This is a genomic window from Ideonella sp. sgz306126 (assembly GCF_056032705.1).
On the sequence record NZ_JBVYWP010000001.1, the window covers coordinates 743431 to 762440 of the forward strand.

Annotated in this window: 19 protein-coding genes; 9 read left to right on the plus strand and 10 right to left on the minus strand. The window is 69.7% G+C overall.

Going from position 1 to position 19010, the window contains the following annotated elements:
* Nucleotides 1-122: 122 nt before the first annotated feature.
* The gene (locus tag AC0N04_RS03415) at nt 123-2216 is read left to right on the plus strand and encodes an ATP-dependent helicase (protein ID WP_474278626.1); all 2094 of its coding nucleotides are present in this window, start codon (nt 123-125) and stop codon (nt 2214-2216) included.
* A gap of 32 nt (nt 2217-2248) precedes the next feature.
* Here the strand turns inward: AC0N04_RS03415 and sppA are convergent, their stop codons facing one another.
* Nucleotides 2249-4111, minus strand: coding sequence for a signal peptide peptidase SppA (gene sppA, locus AC0N04_RS03420; protein ID WP_474278628.1), 1863 nt, complete (start codon nt 4109-4111; stop codon nt 2249-2251).
* 104 nt (nt 4112-4215) lie between these two features.
* Here sppA and AC0N04_RS03425 point away from each other — a divergent pair, with 104 nt between their 5' ends.
* Nucleotides 4216-5004 (plus strand): YkgJ family cysteine cluster protein, encoded by a 789-nt coding sequence (locus tag AC0N04_RS03425; RefSeq protein ID WP_474278630.1) that lies wholly within the window; start codon nt 4216-4218, stop codon nt 5002-5004.
* A gap of 6 nt (nt 5005-5010) precedes the next feature.
* Here the strand turns inward: AC0N04_RS03425 and AC0N04_RS03430 are convergent, their stop codons facing one another.
* Nucleotides 5011-5277, minus strand: coding sequence for a HypC/HybG/HupF family hydrogenase formation chaperone (locus AC0N04_RS03430; protein WP_474278632.1), 267 nt, complete (start codon nt 5275-5277; stop codon nt 5011-5013).
* Between the two features lie 168 nt (nt 5278-5445).
* Between AC0N04_RS03430 and AC0N04_RS03435 the strand changes: the two genes are divergently transcribed.
* From AC0N04_RS03435 to AC0N04_RS03460, 6 genes are read left to right on the plus strand one after another with little or no spacing between them, the layout of a single operon-like run.
* On the plus strand, nt 5446-5913 hold the full coding sequence (locus AC0N04_RS03435; protein WP_474278635.1) for a hydrogenase maturation protease: 468 nt from the start codon (nt 5446-5448) through the stop codon (nt 5911-5913).
* Nucleotides 5898-6326: a hydrogenase expression/formation C-terminal domain-containing protein gene (locus AC0N04_RS03440; RefSeq protein WP_474278637.1), complete on the plus strand. Its 429-nt coding sequence runs from the start codon at nt 5898-5900 to the stop codon at nt 6324-6326. Before AC0N04_RS03435 ends, AC0N04_RS03440 begins: the two co-directional genes overlap by 16 nt.
* A complete protein-coding gene (locus tag AC0N04_RS03445; protein WP_474278639.1) occupies nt 6319-7392 on the plus strand; it encodes a hydrogenase small subunit in 1074 nt (357 codons plus the stop codon). The genes AC0N04_RS03440 and AC0N04_RS03445 overlap by 8 nt, the downstream gene beginning before the upstream one ends.
* Nucleotides 7393-7395: 3 nt before the next feature.
* Nucleotides 7396-8055: a nitrate reductase gene (locus AC0N04_RS03450; protein ID WP_474278641.1), complete on the plus strand. Its 660-nt coding sequence runs from the start codon at nt 7396-7398 to the stop codon at nt 8053-8055.
* On the plus strand, nt 8052-9383 hold the full coding sequence (locus tag AC0N04_RS03455) for a (Fe-S)-binding protein (protein WP_474278643.1): 1332 nt from the start codon (nt 8052-8054) through the stop codon (nt 9381-9383). The genes AC0N04_RS03450 and AC0N04_RS03455 overlap by 4 nt, the downstream gene beginning before the upstream one ends.
* A gap of 9 nt (nt 9384-9392) precedes the next feature.
* Nucleotides 9393-11135, plus strand: coding sequence for a nickel-dependent hydrogenase large subunit (locus AC0N04_RS03460; RefSeq protein ID WP_474278645.1), 1743 nt, complete (start codon nt 9393-9395; stop codon nt 11133-11135).
* 39 nt (nt 11136-11174) lie between these two features.
* Here the strand turns inward: AC0N04_RS03460 and AC0N04_RS03465 are convergent, their stop codons facing one another.
* Entirely contained in the window at nt 11175-12590 is a 1416-nt protein-coding gene (locus AC0N04_RS03465) for a DHA2 family efflux MFS transporter permease subunit (RefSeq protein WP_474279054.1), read from the minus strand.
* A 224-nt stretch (nt 12591-12814) separates the two neighbouring features.
* Here AC0N04_RS03465 and AC0N04_RS03470 point away from each other — a divergent pair, with 224 nt between their 5' ends.
* Nucleotides 12815-13342, plus strand: coding sequence for a DUF2127 domain-containing protein (locus AC0N04_RS03470; RefSeq protein ID WP_474278647.1), 528 nt, complete (start codon nt 12815-12817; stop codon nt 13340-13342).
* A 38-nt stretch (nt 13343-13380) separates the two neighbouring features.
* On the opposite strand, the gene ccmI is transcribed toward AC0N04_RS03470, so the two are convergent.
* The 7 genes from ccmI to AC0N04_RS03505 are packed head-to-tail and all read right to left on the minus strand — an operon-like array spanning nt 13381 to nt 19009.
* Nucleotides 13381-14646, minus strand: coding sequence for a c-type cytochrome biogenesis protein CcmI (ccmI, locus tag AC0N04_RS03475; protein WP_474278649.1), 1266 nt, complete (start codon nt 14644-14646; stop codon nt 13381-13383).
* A gap of 4 nt (nt 14647-14650) precedes the next feature.
* On the minus strand, nt 14651-15139 hold the full coding sequence (locus tag AC0N04_RS03480; protein ID WP_474278651.1) for a cytochrome c-type biogenesis protein: 489 nt from the start codon (nt 15137-15139) through the stop codon (nt 14651-14653).
* Complete coding sequence (locus AC0N04_RS03485) at nt 15136-15678, minus strand: DsbE family thiol:disulfide interchange protein (RefSeq protein WP_474278653.1); 543 nt, start codon at nt 15676-15678, stop codon at nt 15136-15138. The genes AC0N04_RS03480 and AC0N04_RS03485 overlap by 4 nt, the downstream gene beginning before the upstream one ends.
* Nucleotides 15675-17615 carry a heme lyase CcmF/NrfE family subunit gene (locus AC0N04_RS03490; RefSeq protein ID WP_474278655.1) on the minus strand — a complete coding sequence of 647 codons (1941 nt, stop codon included), beginning with the start codon at nt 17613-17615 and terminating at the stop codon, nt 15675-15677. Before AC0N04_RS03490 ends, AC0N04_RS03485 begins: the two co-directional genes overlap by 4 nt.
* Nucleotides 17612-18049, minus strand: coding sequence for a cytochrome c maturation protein CcmE (gene ccmE, locus AC0N04_RS03495; RefSeq protein ID WP_474278657.1), 438 nt, complete (start codon nt 18047-18049; stop codon nt 17612-17614). The genes AC0N04_RS03490 and ccmE overlap by 4 nt, the downstream gene beginning before the upstream one ends.
* On the minus strand, nt 18046-18282 hold the full coding sequence (ccmD, locus tag AC0N04_RS03500; protein WP_474278659.1) for a heme exporter protein CcmD: 237 nt from the start codon (nt 18280-18282) through the stop codon (nt 18046-18048). Before ccmD ends, ccmE begins: the two co-directional genes overlap by 4 nt.
* On the minus strand, nt 18269-19009 hold the full coding sequence (locus AC0N04_RS03505) for a heme ABC transporter permease (protein WP_474278661.1): 741 nt from the start codon (nt 19007-19009) through the stop codon (nt 18269-18271). Before AC0N04_RS03505 ends, ccmD begins: the two co-directional genes overlap by 14 nt.
* Nucleotide 19010 lies beyond the last annotated feature (1 nt).

Sequence of the window (19010 nt, forward strand, 5' to 3'; positions counted from 1 at the left end):
GTCCGCCGCGATGACGCAACGGTGACGCTGGCCAGGGTGGGCCGCGTCGGGCCCCCGGGCCGGCTCGGTCCGGCGCCGGTCGGCTTCGCTATGATCCGCCGCCCTGCCCTGTGAAACTGCCGATGTCCCAGCCCGCCGCGCCCCCCGCCACGCTCAACGCCGCCCAGATGGAGGCGGTGCATTACCTGGGCGGGCCGTGCCTGGTGCTCGCCGGCGCCGGCTCAGGGAAAACACGGGTCATCACGCACAAGATCGCGCGGCTGCTGCAGGCCGGCTTGGCGCCCAAGCGCATCGCCGCGATCACCTTCACCAACAAGGCGGCGCTGGAGATGCGCGAGCGCGCCAAGAGCCTGATCGGGGCCAAGGCGGCCAAGGACCTGGGCATCAGCACCTTCCATTCGCTGGGCGTGCGCATGCTGCGCGAGGACGGACAGCGCCTGGGCCTGAAGCCGAAGTTCTCGATCCTCGACAGCGACGACGTGCTGGGCGTGATCCGCGACGCCGGCGCCTGCACCGACAACAAGCTCGCCCGCCAGTGGCAGTGGACGATCAGCCTGTGGAAGAACCAGGGGCTCAACAGCGCGCTGGCGCTGGCTGCCGCGGCCGACGACGACGAACGCGTCGCGGCCAAGGTCATGAAGCTCTACGAAGAGCGCCTGGTGGCCTACCAGGCGGTCGATTTCGACGACCTGATCAGCCTGCCGCTGAAGCTGCTGCGCAGCGACGACGAGGCGCGCGCGAAGTGGCAGGCGCAGTTCGGCCACATCCTGGTCGACGAGTACCAGGACACCAACGCCGTGCAGTACGAGTTGCTCAAGGCGCTGGTGGACCACCCCGACGAGACCCGCCGCGGCCATTTCACCGCGGTGGGCGACGACGACCAGAGCATCTACGGCTGGCGCGGCGCGACGATCGAGAACCTCAAGCGCCTGCCCGAGGAATTCCCGAACCTGAAGGTCATTCCGCTGGAGCAGAACTACCGCTCCACCAGCGCCATCCTGCGCGCGGCCAACCAGGTGATCTCGGGCAACCCCAAGATCTACCCGAAGAAGCTGTGGAGCGAACTGGGGGCAGGCGAGCCGGTGCGCGTCGTCGAATGCGACGGCGAGGAGCACGAGGCCGAGCGCGCCGTCGCGCGCATCCAGGCGCTGATGGCCCAGGACGCGCGGCTCAAGCCGGCCGACTTCGCGATCCTCTACCGCACCAACTTCCAGGCCCGGCCCTTCGAGCAGAAGCTGCGCGCGGCGCAGATCCCGTACAAGGTCTCGGGCGGGCAGAGCTTCTTCGACCGCACCGAGATCAAGGACCTGTGCGCCTGGCTGCGGCTGTGGGTCAACCAGGACGACGACCCCGCCTTCCTGCGCGCCGTCACTACCCCCAAGCGCGGCATCGGCCACACCACGCTGGGTGCGCTGGGCGAGTTTTCGTCGAAGTGGAAAGTCAGCCTGTTCGAGGCCTTGTTTGCCGACAGCCTGGGCACCGCGTTGCCGGCCAAGGCGATCGGCTCGCTGCACGAGTTCGGCCGCTACGTCAACGATCTCGAATACCGCGCCCGCCATTGCGTCGGCGCGCAGGACGCGCGCGAACTGCTGCTGGGCTGGCTCAAGGACATCGAGTACGAGAAGCATCTGTTCGACAGCGAGGACAGCGACAAGCTCGCCGCCTCGCGCTGGACCAACGTGCTGGACTTCGTCGACTGGGTCGCCAGGCGCTGCGGCGGCGAGATCGCGCAGGATGGCGACGGCACCGAAAGCGAGCGCAAGAGCCTGCTCGACGTGGCCCAGACGATCAGCGTGATCCTCAGCCTGGCCGAGCGTGGCGACGAGCAGGACATGGTGACGCTGACGACGCTGCATGCCTCCAAGGGCCTGGAGTGGCCGCACGTGGTGCTGGCCGGCGTCAACGAAGGCATCCTGCCGTTCAAGTCCGAAGGCGAGGACATGACGCCGGAGCGCCTCGAAGAAGAGCGCCGGCTGATGTACGTGGGCATCACCCGCGCCCGCAGCTCGCTGGTCGTCAGCACGCTGCGCCGGCGCAAGAAGGGCCGCGAGACCGTGGCCGGCGTGCCCAGCCGCTTCATCGGCGAGATGAAGCTGCACGAAGCCGACGGCCAGGAAGATCCGCGCGAAAAACTCAAGCGGCTGCGCGCCGACATGGCCGCCCGCGTCGCCGCCAAGCCGCCGATCGAGCCCGGCATGGAAGGCACGGTGCGCTGAGCGCGGCGCCGAACGGCGCCGCGCTCAGCGGGTCACGGCGCCGTGCAGAGGCAATGCGTCAGCGCCATGAAGGGCCGACGCTGCCCCCCCATCTCGGCCAGCCAGCCCAGGTCGTGCTGGACCTGCAGGCCGACGCGCACCGGCACCGCCGCCGGCATCACCTTCAGGTCGAACTGCCGGGCCAGCAGGTCGGCCGCTTCGGTCTGCAGCGACTCCAGCAGGCGCTCGACGCGCCCCGGCTCGGCCTCCACATAGGTGACCCGGTAGCCGGCCGGCAGCTTGGCCAGCTTGGCGGCCGCCTTCAGCGCGTCGCCGTAGCTGCCCAGCGTGTCCACCAGGCCGCGGTCCTTGGCCTGCGCGCCGGTCCAGACGCGGCCCTGGCCCACCGCATCGATGCGATCGGCCGTGGTTTTGCGGGCCTGCGCGACGCGGCCGGTGAAGTCGGCATAGGTGTGGTTGATCAGCGACTGCATCATCGCCTCGTAGCGCGGGTCCAGCGCGCGGCGCGGGTCGCCGGCATTGCCCAGCCAGGTGGTGGCGCTGCCCTCGGCGTGCACGCCCAGCTTGTCCAGCGCCTTCTCGCCGGTGGGCAGCAGCGCGAACACGCCGATCGAGCCGGTGACGGTGGCCGGGTCGGCGAGCACCTGATCGGACGCCGTCGCGATCCAGTACCCGCCCGAGGCCGCGACGTCGCCCATCGACACCACGACCGGCTTGCCGGCCTTGCGGGTCAGCTCCAGCTCGCGGCGGATCAGCTCGGCACCGAAGGCACTGCCGCCGGGCGAATTGACGCGCAACACCAGCGCCTTGATGTGATCGTCCTCGCGCGCCTGACGGATGAGTGCCGCGGTCGACAAGCCGCCCACGGTGCCGGACGGTGCCGAGCCGTCGACGATCTCGCCCTCGGCGACGATCACTCCCACCTCGTCGGCGCCGGCGCCGTCCGGTGCCGGCAGGCGGCCGAGGTAGTCGTCGAACGAGATCCGGCGGTAGCCGTGGCCCTGGTCGGACTTGGCGCCATGCTCGAGCAGCACCGCATCCAGTTCGTCAGCGCTCTTCAGGCCATCGACGAGGTGGGCCGTCAGTGCGGCCTGCGCCGCGTTGCCGCCGGCCTGTGCGAGCAAGGTGTCGGCATGGTCGATGTAGGCCGTCACCGCCCCTGCCGGCAGCTTGCGGGCCGACTCGACCCCCGACAGATAGGTGGCCCACAGGCCATTGTTGAGGTAGGCCTGGGCTTCGCTCGCCGCGTCGGACGGGCTGTTGGCGATGTAGGGCTCGGCGAAGCTCTTGTAGATGCCGACCCGGATCAGGTGCGCGGTGATGCCCAGCTTGTCCAGCGCATCGCGGTAGTAGTTGCGCAACTGGCCGTAGCCGCGGAAATACACCATGCCCATCGGGTGCATCAGCACCTGGGTGGCGTGGGCGGCCAGGAAATACTGGCGCTGGTCGTAGCTCGACGCCCAGGCCACCACCGGCTTGCCGGTGGCCTTGAAGCGGTCGATCGCCGCCGCCACTTCGCGCAAGGTGGGCAGGCCGGCCCCTTCGAAATTGTCCAGCTCCAGCACCGCCTGGCTGATGTCCGGGTCCTTGGCCGCATGGTCCAGCACCGCCAGCACGTCGCGCAGCAGCATCAGCCGCGGGCCATCGCCCTGGGTCTGCTCCAGCACCGAATCCTTCAGGCTGCCCTTGCGCTGCTCGGCGATCTGGCCGGAGAGATCGAGCACCAGCGTGGTCTTGCGCTGCAAGGGCTCGGGGTGCGACTTCAGCGCCGCCGCCACCGCCAGCACCACGATCAGCAGGAACAGCAAATTGAAGACCAGGCGGCGGCTGGCATCGACCCACCCCCACAAACGAACCAGCCAACGCCACGGCGCCGGCGAACGCGACTCGGACATGCATCACCCTTGAGCGGCACCACCGGGTCCCGCCAGCGCCCATTGTCGACGACCTTGGAGGTTCATCGCCCGGACCACCCGCGGCCGGTGGCGAAGGGTGAGGCATGATCGCCGCCGTGAACCTGGATTTCGATTGCACCCAGTGCGCCCGCTGCTGCCAGCGCCTGCGCCTTCCGTTGACCCTGGCCGAGGCGCTGCGCTGGCTGGCCGACGGCCACCCGGTGCAGGTGCTGTGCGAAGCCCTGCCCTGGCCGGCCGAGCCGCCCGCCGACGACGTGGCCGCGGCCCACAAGCGGCGCCGCTCCTTCGCTGCCCACAGTGGCTCGCTGCCGGTGCGGGTGGTGGTGGTGCTGGCGGTGTCGCTCGAAGGCGCCTGCCCTTATCTGCGCGCCGACGGGGCCTGCGGCCAGTACGCGACCCGCCCGCTGGTGTGCCGGATCTACCCGGCCGAAGTCCACCCGCTGCTGGCGCTGGAGCCGGCCCACAAGGCCTGTCCACCCGAAGCCTGGGCGCCGGGACGAACTCCGCTGCTGCGCGGCGGGACACTGGTGGACGAGCGGGTCGAGGCCTGGGTGCGCCAGTCGCGCGACGCCGACGCGGCCAGCGTCGGCGCCAAGCAACGCCTGTGCGCGCTGCTGGGGCTGCAGGACGCCGCGATGGCCAACGACGGCTGGGTGATCCATGACCCCGACCCCGACGTGCTGCAGGCGGCGCTGATGTCGCTGGTGCGGCCCGGCGCCGCCGCCGAGGCGCCGGTTGAACCGACCAACTGGCGCCTGGTGTCGAACCAGCGCGAAACGCTGCAAATCCTGAACGAGATCGGTGCGAGCGCCGTGTTCAGCGACGCCGGCCTTCCCGGCGACGCCGTCTTCCAGCCGCTGCGGCCGGCCTGAATCGCATCACGTCGCCCCGCGGCCGACGCCGGCATCGGTCGCGCCCTCCGGCGCGAGCGCCAGCATCTGGTCGTAGAGCGCCCAGGCCTCCCGGGCCGCCTCGGCCGACACCTTCTGGACCACGTTGCCGAGGTGGATCATCACCATGTCGCCCGGCACCACGGTCTCGTGCTGCAGCAGGAACAGACTGGCGAGGCGCTCCACGCCCCGCGCCTCGCAGCGCACCGCCAGCCCGTCCACGGCCAGCACGCGCATCGGAATCGCCAGGCACATCGCGCCGCCTCCCTCCGGAGGTCGCCACGCGCCGACGGCCGCAGCCCCCCTAAGGACATCATAGGCCCCGGTTGGGCTGCCGGTTGTTTGACGAATGTCAACCACGCAGCCTGTCAAGGTCCCTACTGTCGCCCCAGGCTCCGACCCTCGGGGCTGGGCGAGGCACGCATGCCGGATTTCGATGACATCCTGGTGCTGGGTCTGGGCAACCGCCTGCTGGGCGATGACGCCGCCGGCCCGCTGGCGGTGGACGCGCTGGCGCCCCGGCCGGGCGTCCGGTTCCAGGACGGCGGCACGATCGGCCTGAGCCTGCTGCCGCAGATCGAGCGTGCGCGCGCGTTCATCGCGGTCGACGCGGCCACGTTCGGTGCGGCGCCCGGCACGGTGCGCGTCTTCGAGGGCGAGGCCATGGACGCCCAGCTCGGCGGGCGCAAGCGCAGTGCGCACGAAGTGGCCTTGTTCGACCTGATGGCGGCCGCCGCGCTGTGCGGCCACCTGCCGGCGCGCCGCGCGCTGGTGGCGGTCGAGCCGGCCAGCACCGCGCTCGCGCTGGCGCCGTCCCCGGCGGTGGCCGCGGCGATCGGCCCCTTGTGCCACGCGGTCGACGAGGTGCTTGCGCGATGGACCCGCTGCTGACCCCGCCGGCCATCCCGCCAGCGCCAGGCCCCGGCGTGGTCTGGGCCGTGCTGAACGAGGTGGCGCGCCTGCTCGCGCTGCTGGCCCGCGATCCGCTGTTCAGCGAGGCGATCGACCTGCAAAGCCTGCCGCTGGGCGAGCCCGAACGCGATCGTTTGCGCCGGCAACTGGGGCGGGGCGAGGTCGAGGTGCGGCTGGACCTCGCCGGCCCGAGCGAGGTCAGCGAGACCGCTTACGCCGGGGTCTGGTGGCTGCGTCACGCCGACGGCCAGGACCACACCGTGGCGGAGCAGATCGTGGTGGCGCGGGTGCCCGAGCTGCTGCTCGCCCACCCGCTCGACATCGGCGAGGCAGCCCGCCGCCTGGCGGACGATGTTGCGGCGGCAAGCCGCCAGGAGACGGCCCATGGCTGAGGTGAAGACACTGGGCGACCTGCTGCGCGAGCAGGGCGTGTCGCGACGGGTGTTTCTGAAGTACGCCAGCTACCTCGGTTCGCTGATGGCCTTGCCGCCCTCGGCCGCCGGCGCGATCGCCGAGGGGCTTGCGCAGGCCCGCCGCCAGGCCGTCATCTGGCTGTCCTTCCAGGAATGCACCGGCTGCACCGAATCGCTGACCCGGTCGTTCAGCCCCAGCCTCGAGGAGCTGATCTTCGACTTCATCTCGCTGGACTACCACCACACCTTGCAGGCGGCCTCCGGCGAGGCGGCCGAGAACGCGCGCCGCCGGTCGATGCGCGAGAACGAGGGCAAGTACATCGTCGTCGTCGACGGCTCGGTCCCGACGGCCGACGGCGGCGTCTACTCGATGATCGCCGGCCAGACCAACCTGGCGCTGTTGTCCGAGACGGTGCAGCACGCCGCCGCGGTGGTGGCCGTGGGCACCTGCGCGGCGTTCGGAGGCCTGCCCGGCGCCGACCCGAACCCGACCGGCGCGGTGCCGATCTCCACGCTGGTCTCGGGCAAGCCGCTGATCAACATCCCCGGCTGCCCGCCGATGCCGCAGGCGATGGCCGGCACGCTGGCCCACCTGCTGGCGTTCGGCAAGCTGCCCGAGCTGGACGCGCTGAACCGGCCGCGCGCGTTCTTCGGCGAAACCATCCACGACCGCTGTTATCGGCGCCCGTTCTACGAGCGCGGCCTGTTCGCCAAGCGCTTCGACGACGACGGCGCGCGCGAGGGCTGGTGCCTGTACGAGCTGGGCTGCAAGGGCCCGGTGACCTACAACGCCTGTGCGTCGCTGAAGTGGAACGGCGGCGTGTCGTTCCCGATCCAGTCGGGCCACGGTTGCATCGGCTGCTCCGAACCCCGGTTCTGGGACCGGGGTGGCCTGTACCGCCCGCTGTCTACCGGCACCACCGATGCCCGCAAGGTCATCAGCATCGCGGCGGTGGCGGGGGTCGCGCTGGGCGCCGGCGCGGCGGCGCTGGCGCGCGGGCGCCGTGCGGGCCGCGACCTGCCCGCTGCCCCTCCGAAGGAGTAAGCCATGAACCTGCTCGATTTCGCGCGCGGCCCGGCGCTGACCTTCGCCGGCGCGGTGTTCGTGCTGGGCACGCTGTGGCGACTGGCCGGCGTGCTGCTGCTGCCGCGCCTGCGCGACCTGTCGCCCCCCCGGGAAGGGGCGCCGGCGCCGTGGTGGGGTGCCTTGCGCGCGATCGTGCGACGGATGTGGCCGCGCCGGGAATTCCTGGCCACGACGATGTTCGCCACGGTCAACAGCTACCTCTTCCATCTGGGCCTGGCCATCGTGGTCTTCGGACTGGCGCCGCACATTCTGTTCATCCGCCATGTCATCGGCTGGAGCTGGCCGGCGCTGCCCAGCAATCTCGTGTACGCCGTGGGCGTGGTGACGCTGGCGGCGTTGCTGGCGGCACTGGCGCGGCGGCTGACCCATCCGGTGCTGCGGCTGATCTCGAACGGCGGCGACTATCTCAGCTGGGCCGTGACGGCGCTGCCGGTGGCCACCGGGCTGCTGGCCACCAGCCACCTGGGCGCACGCTATGAAACGCTGCTGGCCGTGCACATCCTCAGCATCGCCGTCTTCCTGATCTGGTTTCCGTTCGGCAAGCTGATGCATGCCTTCCTGTTCGCGTTTTCGCGCGGCGCCACCGGCATGCGCTTCAGCCATCGGGGGGTGAACCCATGACCGCCGCCACAGCGCCGGCGTTCGACCGGCAAGGCACACAGAGCGACGCGGCGCGGGTCGATGCAGCGATGCGCAGCTTCGTGCGCGAGTTCGGCGTCACCGCCGCACTGCACATGGAAGCCTGCGTGCATTGCGGGATGTGCGCCGAAGCCTGCCACTTCCACGTGGCCACCGGCGAGGCCAAGTACACGCCGGTCTACAAGCTCGAACCGTTCCGCCGCGCCTACCAGCGCGAAGCCGGTCCGTTCGCCCCGCTGGTGCGCGCGCTGGGGCTGGTGAAGAAGCTCGGCATCGACGAGCTGCAGCAGTGGCAGGAATTGATCTACGACGCCTGCACGATGTGCGGCCGCTGCACGATGATCTGCCCGATGGGCATCGACATCGCCGAACTGGTCAAGGAGGCGCGCCACGGCATGTTCAAGGCCGGCCTGGTGCCTGAGCGGCTGGCGCTGATGGACCGGGCGGCGCAGCAGTGGGGCAGCACGGCCACGCCCGGCGAGGACCTGGCCGACATCCTGCAGGAGGCGGCCGAGGAACACGGCGTGGCGATTCCCTGCGACCTGCCGCAGGCCGAGATGCTGGTCACGGCCGCACCGGCCGAGCTGGGCGAGCACACCAAGGCGCTGGCGGCGGCGGCCAAGATCCTGAACCACGTCGGCCTCTCGTGGACCATGCACAGCAGCGGCTTCGACGCGTCCAACATCGGCTTCAACAACGGCGACCTGGAACTGCAGGAGCGGCTGACCCGGGCCCTGGTCGACACCGCCGTGAAGATCGGCGCCAAGACCGTGCTGCTGCCCGAATGCGGCCACGCCTACGGTGCGGCGCGCTGGGAGGCGGCCCGGTGGTACGGCCGGGATCTGCCGGTGCGCATCCTCCACATGACCGAATTTCTCGACGAGATGATCTCGGCCGGTCGCATCCGGCTGAACCGGATCGGCGACAGCGCGACCTTCCACGACCCGTGCCAGATCGTGCGCCGCGGCGGCCTGGAGGCGGCGGCGCGGCGGGTGGTGGCCGCACTGGGCCTCGATCTGATCGAGCTGCAGGACCACGGCATGCTGGGCTACTGCTGCGGCGGCGGTGGCGGCGTGGTGTCCAACCAGCGCGCCGCGCCGTTGCGCTACAAGGTCTTCGAGATCAAGCGGGCCCAGGTCGACGCCACCGGTGCCAAGCGCTTCGTGACCAGTTGCGGCCAGTGCCGCATCACGCTGGAACAGGGCGCCCAGCATGCGCACTGGAACAAACTGCCCGAGAGCCTGCTCGAGCTGGTGGCCGACCAACTGATCGACAACCCGCCGCCGGTCGCTGCCCGCCCGCTCGCCTGAGGACACACCATGGTCAAGAGAGTTGTCGTCGACCCGATCACCCGCATCGAAGGCCATCTGCGCATCGAGGCCGAAACCGCCGCCGACGGCCGCATCACCGGCGCCTGGAGTTCGGGCACGATGGTGCGGGGCATCGAGCTGATCCTCAAAGGCCGCGACCCGCGCGAGGCCTGGGCCTTCGCCCAGCGCATCTGCGGCGTCTGCACCCTGGTGCACGGCATCGCTTCGGTGCGCGCGGTCGAGGACGCGCTGCACTGGCAGATCCCCGCCAACGCGCAGCTGATCCGCAACCTGATGGTCGCGGCCCAGCACGTGCATGACCACGTGATGCACTTCTATCACCTGCACGCGCTCGACTGGGTCGACGTGGTCTCGGCGCTGAAGGCCGACCCCAAGGCGACGTCGGCGCTGGCCCAGTCGATCTCGGGCTACGCCAAGTCCAGCCCGGGCTATTTCGCCGACACGCAAAAGCGCGTCAAGCAGTTCGTCGACAGCGGCCAGCTGGGCATCTTCGCCGGCGGCTACTGGGGCCACCCCGGCTACAAGCTGCCCCCCGAGGCCAACCTGATGGCGGTGGCGCACTACCTGGACGCGCTGGCCTGGCAACGTGAGGTGGTCAAGCTGCACGCCATCTTCGGCGGCAAGAACCCGCATCCCAACTTCCTGGTCGGCGGCTCGCCCAGTCCGATCAGCGCCGGCCCGGGCAGCAGCGGCGCCGCGGCGACCACGGTCAACATCGTGACGCTCGAGGAGGTGCGCGACATCATCCGCTCGATGCAGGCCTTCGTCGACCAGGTCTACCTGCCCGACACCCTGGCGATCGCCGGCTTCTACAAGGACTGGTTCGCCCGCGGCGAAGGGGTGGGCAATTTCATGACGGTGGGCGACTTCCCTTCCGGCGGCGGCAGCGACCCGGCGACGTGGCTGCTGCCGTCGGGCGTGATCCTGGGGCGCGACCTGTCGCACATCGAACCGGTGGACTTGCGCGACCCGGCCCAGGTGCAGGAGTTCGTCAGCCATTCCTGGTACGACTACGCCGGCGGCAAGCAGCAAGGCCTGCACCCCTACGTGGGCGAGACCCGTCTGCACTACACCGGGCCGCCGCCGCCGTACGAGCAACTCGATGTCGACGGCGGCTATTCGTGGCTCAAGTCGCCGCGCTGGCGCGGCAAGCCGATGGAAGTCGGCCCGCTGGCGCGTCTGGCGATGCTTTATGCCAAGGGCCACGAACCGACCAAGGTGCTGGCCGATCAGGTGCTGCGCACGCTGGACCTGCCGCTCGGCGCGATCTTCTCGACGATGGGCCGAACGGCGGCGCGGACGATCGAGTCCAAGGTCTACGCCGACCAGATGATGGGCTGGCTCGACGCGTTGATCGCCAACGTCAAGGCGGGCGACACGTCGGTCCACAACGCCGCGCTGTGGGAGCCCGCCACCTGGCCGGCCGAGGCCAAGGGCGTGGGCTTCATGGAGGCGCCGCGCGGCGCGCTGGCGCACTACCTGGTGATCAAGAACGGCCTGATCGACAACTACCAGGCGGTGGTGCCCAGCACCTGGAACGCCGGCCCGCGCGATGGCGTCGGCCAGCCCGGCCCGTACGAGGCGGCCTTGATGGACCGGCACGCGCTGCATGATCCGATGCAGCCGCTGGAGATCCTGCGCACCGTCCACAGCTTCGACCCCTGCATCGCCTGTGCGGTCCACGTGGTCGACCCGAAGGGCGAGGAACTGACCCGCGTGCGGGTGCGCTGAGCGGCAACCGAGCGCAAGGCCGGACCGGACCGTGCTCGCTCAGCCCGCCGGCTGGGCGGCCCGACTGACCGACTCTCCGTCGCGCGGGTGCAGTTGCCAGAACGACAGCGAGGACAGCGCCGTCAGCGCGCCCATGGTCAGGAAGGCGTGATGCAGGGCCGCGCGAACCGCCGCGTGGTCGCTTTGCGGCAGGTCGCCCAGGTACCCGGCGGTGATCAACGAGCCGCACGCCAGGCCGAAGCTCATCGACATCTGCTGCATCGAGCTGGCGATCGTGCTGGCCATGCTGCTGTCGGACGGAGGGATGTCCGCATAGGCCATCGAGTTCATGCTGGAGAACTGCAGGGAATTGAAGAATCCCTGCGTCAGGCTGAGCAACACGATCAGCGCCAGCGGCGTGGCCGGGCCGACCCAGGCGAAGCCGCTGATCGTCACGCCAATCATCACCGTGTTCATGGTCAGCACCCGGCGATAGCCGAAGCGCTGCAGGATGCGCACCGAGATCAGCTTCATGAACATCGCCGCCGCGGCGGCCGGCATCATCAGCAGCCCGGACTCCCAGGCCGGCAGACCCAGGCCCAGCTGGTACAGCAGCGGCAGCAGAAACGGCAGGCCGCCGACCCCCAATCGGGTCACGAAACCCCCCGCCACCGACACCCGGAAGGTGCGCACCCGCAGCAGCGCCAGCTTGAGCAAGGGATGCTCGGTCCCGCCTGCGTGCACCGCATAGCCGGCCAGCAGACTGAGCGCGAGCAGCAGCAGGATGGCGGCGGAGGTCGGGTCCAGGTGGTGCTCGCCGAAGACCTCCAGCAGCCAGGACAGCAAGGCCGCGCCGGCACCGAACAGCACCAGACCGACGACATCCAGCGGCCGCGCGTGTTCGCCGCGGTAATCGGGCATGTGGCGATGGATCAGCCATTGCGCCAGCAGCCCGACCGGCAGGTTGACGAAGAAGATCACCCGCCACGACAGCCAGTGCACGATCAACCCGCCCACCGTGGGCCCCAGCAGCGGCCCGATCAGCGCCGGGATGATGACGAAGTTCATCGCCGCCAGGAACTCCGATTTGGGAAAGGTGCGGATGATGGTCAGGCGCCCGACCGGCATCATCATCGCCGCGCCGATGCCTTGCAGCACCCGCGACGCCACCAGCATCGGCACGTTGATGGACAGGCCGCACAGCATCGACGAGACGCTGAACAGCGCCACCGCGGCGGCGAAGACCCGCCGGGTGCCGAATCGATCGGCCATCCAGCCGCTGACCGGAATGCACACCGCCAGGCTCAGGATGTAGCTGGTGACGACGGCCTTCAGGCTCAGCGGCGTGACCTGCAGGCTGGCCGCCATCGCCGGCACCGCGGTGTTGACGATGGTGGAATCGAGCTGCTCCATGAACAAGGCCGTCGCCACGACCCAGGGCAGGAAGCGTTTGACGGTGGAGAGATCGGCGCTCATGGTGACGCAGGGGGTGCTGAACACCAGGTCGGTGCGATGCATGCCCCAGCTCGGTCCAGGTGCGGATTGCAGCACAAAGCCCAACCCCCTGTGGCCACCGGGCCCAAGCCAGCGTCGCCGGGCCCCTTGAGGCCGCCGCAAGCGCCATCATCTGGGGTCAGAATGGCCTCCCTGCCCACGCCGCCGCTGGCGGCAAGAGGCGACCACCGAATTCCGCCGCCTGCATGCCTGACGACCTTTCCGCTCCCCCTGCCCACCACGCGGCGGCACAACGGCGGGCGCTGCGCGCGATTGCCGGCTTCGAGGCCTTGAAAGGATTCACGGCGCTGACGGCCGGCCTGGGCCTGTTGAACCTGGTGCACCACGACCTGCATCACCTGGCGGTGAGCCTGATCGACCGCATCGGCCTGCGCCCGCAGGCGCGCTACCCGGCGATGCTGCTGGACTATGTCGATGTGCTGCACAACACCAGCACGCAAACGCTGCTGCTGGTGGTGCTGGGCTATGTCGCGGTCCGCCTGACCGAGGCCTGGGGTCTGTGGCACGAGCGGACCTGGGGCGAATGGCTGGCGGCCTTGTCGGGTGCGCTCTATGTGCCCTTCGAGGTCCGCCACCTGCTGCACGACAGGTCCTGGGTCAGCGTGCTGGTGCTGGTCACCAACCTGACGATCGTGGCCTACCTGGGCTGGCAGCTCTGGCAGCAACGCCGGGCCCATCGGCAGCCCGCCGCGGCGCGAGCACGCTCCGAATGACACCGGCGCCGCCAGCGGCGCCGGCTCGACGAGGGAACTCAGCGCACCCGGTTGATCACCAGGCTCAGGCCCTGGGTGCCCGGTTTGATGACCGCGCTCTCGACGTACAAGTCCCCCGGTGCAGGCATCGCCGTTCCGCTGTGCGAGATGCGCGCCTCGACCACCACCGCGGTCGCGCCCGACAGCGTCGCCTGCGGGCTCATCGCGTTGCTGTCGTCGAGCCGGAAGTCCAGCGGCAGCTGGCCGGCCTTCAGGCGCTGGATCGCCAGCGGCATGCGCGAGCCTTGGCTGGGACGCGCCATCAGGAACAAGGTGTCTTCCGGATTCAGCTTGGCCGCCAGTTCGGGCGCCAGCGAGACATGGCCGGTGATCGCGCTGGCGTTCGCCGCCGCGGGATCCACGGCTGGCGCGGCGGGCGCGTCGCCCGTCTGCGGGCCGGCAGCCGCCATCGCGGCCGGGGCCTGGCCGCCACGCAGCGTGGTCAGCTGCTGGCTGACCCAGCGCGCATCCTCGGAATCCGGCGGCAACAGCTTCAAGGCGTGCTCGAAATAGCCGACCGCCGCCGCGGTGTCGTGCTTTTGCATCGCCTCGGTGGCCGCCAGTTCGACCGCCATCGGCTGATCGGGATCGAGTTGCAGCGCCTGCGCGATCAGCTGCGACGGCTTGCCCGCCATGTTGCCCTGGGCCAGGGTGGCCAGCGCGTCGGCGTATTCGCTCAGCAGCACCGCATCCTGGTTCAGGCTCGGCCCGATGTGCTCGAAGGCCTTGACGGCCTCGTCCATGCGTCCCATCACGTGGTAGCTGCGCGCCAGCATGGACCACCCCTTGGGGTCGTCCGGATGCTGCTGCAGGCGGGTCGCCAGCGTCGCCACCATGTTGTTGATCTGGTCCGGCGTGAAGGTCGGCGCTGCGGTCGTCGTGGCGCCGGGCAGCAAGGCCGCCGGCGTGCCCAGCACGGCGTACAGGCCTGCGGCGGCCAGCGGCAGCGCCAGCACCAGGCCCCAGACCGTGAAGCGACCCAAGCCGGACGCCACCGGCGACGGCGCGACGGTACCGGTGCTGACATCCTCCAGCAGGCGTCGCTCCAGTTCGGCACGCGCGGGCCCGATGTCGCCGGGGGCGAGCGTGCCCTGGGCCTGCTCGACATCCAGATCGGCGATCGCTTCGCGGTACAGCGCGGTGTTCAGGCCGACCGCGTCGGGGGTGGGTGTCGAACTGGGTCGACGGCGCTGCCAGGGACGGAACAACAGCAACAGGGTCGCCGCCACCATGGCCGCGGCGGCCAGCAGGAAATTCAAAGTCAACGCATCACTCCTTGGGCGCCAGCAGTTCGGCGGCGCGCTGATGTTCGGCCTCGCTCAGCGGGCGATCGACACGGCTGCGCAGGCGCTGGCGCAAAAACACCAGCAGGCCGGCCAGGCCGGCCAGCAGGAACAGGAACGGGCCGCCCCACAGCAGCCAGGTGTTGGACTGCACCGGCGGGCGGTACAGCACGAAATCGCCGTAGCGGGCGACGAGGTAGTCCTTGATCTGCTGATCGGTCTTGCCTTGGCGGATCTGCTCGCGGATTTCTTCGCGCAAATCGTGGGCCAGGTCGGCGCGCGAACTGGCCAGCGACTCGTTCTGACACACCAGGCAGCGCAATTCGCCGGCCAGGTTCACGAGCCGCGCTTCGACCACCGGGTCCTGCGCTAGCGGCGGCGCTTCGGTCGCCTGGGCTGCCGAGGCCGACAGCCACACCGCCAGGCAGGCAAACAACAGGCCGATCCAGCGGCCCAAGCCCATGACGCGCTTCATTTCTGCAGCTCCGCAATCTTCGGCAGCAAGGTGTTCTGCAGCACCTCGGGGGTGATCGGGCCGGTCTGCTTGTAGCGGATCACCCCGGCCTTGTCGATCAGGTAGGTTTCGGGCACGCCATAGACGCCGAAATCGATGCCGACCCGGCCCTTGGCATCCACCGCCACCACCTGGTACGGATTGCCGCCCTCGGCCAGCCAGCGCCGGCCGTCGGCATCCTGGTCCTTGTAGTCCAGCCCGACCAGCGGCACCGGCGACTGGCGCGAGAAATCGACCAGCAGCGGATGCTCCTCGCGGCAGGAGACGCACCACGAGGCCCACACGTTGAGCAGCCAGACCTTGCCCAGCATCGAGCGGCTGTCGAAGCTGCCCGGCGCCGCGGCGCTGGCGTCGACCGCCAGCCGCGGCACCGTGAACAGCGGCGCCGCCTTGCCGATCAACGGCGACGGCACGTCGTGGGGATCGTGCTTGAGGCCCAGCGCGAGAAACACCGCCAGTCCCGCGAACACCAGCAGCGGAATCAGGAACAGCTTCTTCACGCCAGGCTCCCCTGCGCCGCCAGCACCTTTTCGCGGTGCAGCCGGTAGCGGCGATCGGCCGCCGCAAACATGCCGCCCGCGGCCATCAGCAGGCAGCCCGCCCAGATCCAGTCGACGAAGGGCTTGTAGTAGACCCGCACGGCCCAGGCCGTGCCGTTGTCCAGCGGCTCGCCCATCGACACGTAGACGTCGCGCAGCAGGCCCGAGTCGATCGCCGATTCGGTCATCGGCATCGCCGACGAGTTGTAGGTCCGCTTCTCCGGCTGCAGCGTGCGCAGGACCTCGCCATGACGCGAGAGTTCGAACTCGCCACGGTCGGCCCGGTAGTTCGGCCCGGGCACGGTCTCGATCTTCTTCAGCGTGAAGGTGTAGCCGGCGACCTCGACGGTCTGGCCGATCTCCATGCGCACGTCCTTCTCGACCTCGTAGCCCTTGACCAGCGTGACCCCGATCACGAACACCGCGACGCCCAGGTGGGCCAGTTGCATGCCCCAGTAGGAAGCCGGGGGCCGTCCCGAGCGCAGCCGCGCGCGGACCTGCGCCGCGACGCTGGCGATGATCCATGTGGCGCTGGCCAGGCCCAGCGCGACCAGCAGCGACCAGGCACCGAACAGCAGCGGCGCCAGCGCGCCGACCAGCACGGCCACCACGCCGGGAACCACCAGTCGCCGGGCGATGTCAGGCAGTTCGGCCCGCTTCCAGCGCGCCAGCGGACCGGCCGCGATCAGGAACAGCAGCGGCAGCATCAGCGGCACGAAGACCGTGTCGAAATAGGGCGGGCCGACGGAGATCTTGCCCAGGCCCAGCGCGTCGATCAGCAGCGGGTAGAGCGTGCCCAGCAGCACCGAGCCCGCCGCGACCACCAGCAGCACGTTGTTGACCAGCAGCAGCGTCTCGCGCGACAGCAGCGCAAAACTGCCGCCCAGGCCGACCTTGGGCGCGCGCCAGGCGAACAAGGCCAGCGAACTGCCGATCACCACGCACAGGAAGATCAGGATGAAGATGCCGCGGCGCGGATCGGACGCGAACGCGTGGACCGAGGTCAGCACGCCCGAGCGGACCAGGAAGGTGCCCAGCAGCGACAGCGAGAAGGCGGCGATCGCCAGCAGCACGGTCCAGTTCTTGAAGCTGCCGCGCTTTTCGGTGACCGCCAGCGAGTGGATCAGCGCCGTGCCCACCAGCCAGGGCATGAACGAGGCGTTCTCGACCGGATCCCAGAACCACCAGCCGCCCCAGCCCAGCACGTAGTAGGCCCAGTGCGAACCGAGCGCGATGCCCAGCGTCAGGAAGACCCAGGCGGCCGTCGTCCAGGGGCGCGACCAGCGCGCCCAGGCGGCGTCGAGCCGGCCCGAGATCAACGCCGAAATGGCGAACGCGAAGGCCACCGAAAAGCCGACGTAGCCCATGTAGAGAATGGGCGGGTGGGAGACCAGGCCCGGGTCCTGCAACAGCGGGTTCAGGTCCTGACCGTCGGCCGGCGCCGGCAGCAGCCGGCTGAACGGATCGGAGGTGAACAGGATGAACATGTTGAAGCCGGCCGACACCAGGCCCAGCACGCTGATCACGCGGGCCACCATGTCCAGCGGCAACCGGCGCGAGAACAGGCTGACCGCCAGCGTCCACACATTGAGCAGCAGCAGCCACAGCAGCAGCGAGCCCTCATGGCCGCCCCACACGGCGGCGAAACGGTAGATCGCGGGCAGCTGCGCGTTGGAGTGCTCGGCGACGTAGCGCACCGAGAAGTCGCGCCCGACGAATGCGGCCGCGAGGCAGGCGAACGACAGCGCGACCAGCAGGAACTGGGTCTGCGCGGCCGGCCGGGCCAGTGCGGCCCACGAGGTGCGGTTGCGCTGTGCGCCGATCAGCGGCAGCACGCCCTGGACCAGCGCGACCAGCAGCGCCAGGATCAGGGCCAGGTGTCCAAGTTCAGGGGTCATGGCTTGAGGGTCTTTGCGGCTTTGGTGGCATCCAGCGCGTGCTGGGCTTCGGGAGGCATGTAGTTCTCGTCGTGCTTGGCCAGGATCTCGGTCGCGACGAACTGACCCGACCCATCGAGTTCACCCTGTGCCACGGCGCCGCGGCCTTCCTTGAACAAGTCGGGCAGGATGCCGGTGTAGCGCACCGGCACCTCGTGGGCCAGGTCGGTGATGACGAAACTCACGGTCATCTCCTTGCGCTGCAGCGAGCCGGACTTGACCAGCCCGCCGACACGGAACACGCGCGCCCGCGGCGCGTCGCCCGCCGCCACCTGGGTGGGGGTGTAGAAGAAGGCCAGGTTGGTTTGCAGCGCGCTCAACACCAGCGCCGTGGCGATGCCAAGCACCGACAGCGCGCCGAGGATGATGGCCAGTCGCTTGTGACGGGGCTTCACGGGCGATTCCTTGTCGTGATCGGAGTGACGGTGGCGGGGGTGGAAGCGGCGGCCTGCGCATCGAAGGCCTCGGCCTGCCGTTCCTGCCGGATCTCTGCCACGGCGCGGCGATGGCGCCGGGCGATCAGCCAGGGTTCGATCAGCATGCCCAGCGCGCAGGCACCCAGGCTGCCCCAGACGTAGCCGGCATAGCCGCCCATCGCAAAAAATTCGGCTGCACTATGCCACTGCATGTTGGGCCCATTGAGTGTGAGATTCGCGCTCGAGCATGACGGCGCGCACGCGCGCCAGTGCCACCGCGATCGAGTACATCCAGAACGACAGGGCCAGCAGCAGCATGCCCCAGAGCATGGTGTGGGCCATCGACGGCGACTTCGTCATCGAGACCGAAGCGCCCTGGTGCAGCGTGTTCCACCACCGCACCGAGAAGTAGATGATGGGCACGTTGACCACGCCCACCAGCGCGATGATCGCACCGGCCTTGTCGGCGCGACGAGGGTCGTCGATGCCGGCTTGCAAGGACATGTATCCCAGATACAGGAAGAGCAGGATCAGTTCGGAGGTCAGGCGCGCGTCCCAGACCCACCAGGTGCCCCACATCGGCTTGCCCCACAGCGAACCGGTGAGCAGCGACAGGAAGGCGAACATCGCGCCGGTGGGCGCCAGGGCCTGGGCCATCATCGCCGACAGCCGGGTCTTGAAGCTCAGGCTCAGCGCGGACCAGAAGGCCATCACGCAGTAGATGAACATCGACATCCAGCTGGCGGGCACATGAACGAAGATGATGCGGTAGCCCTCGCCCTGCTGGGCATCGGTGGGAGCCACGAACAGCCCCATCCACAGCCCGGCGAGGCCGAACATCACTGCCGCCGCCATGAACCAGGGCTGAAGCCGGCCCGCCAACGGGTAGAACGTGGCCGGGGAAGCGTAATGGTAGAAGGTGTCGCTGAAACTTTTCATC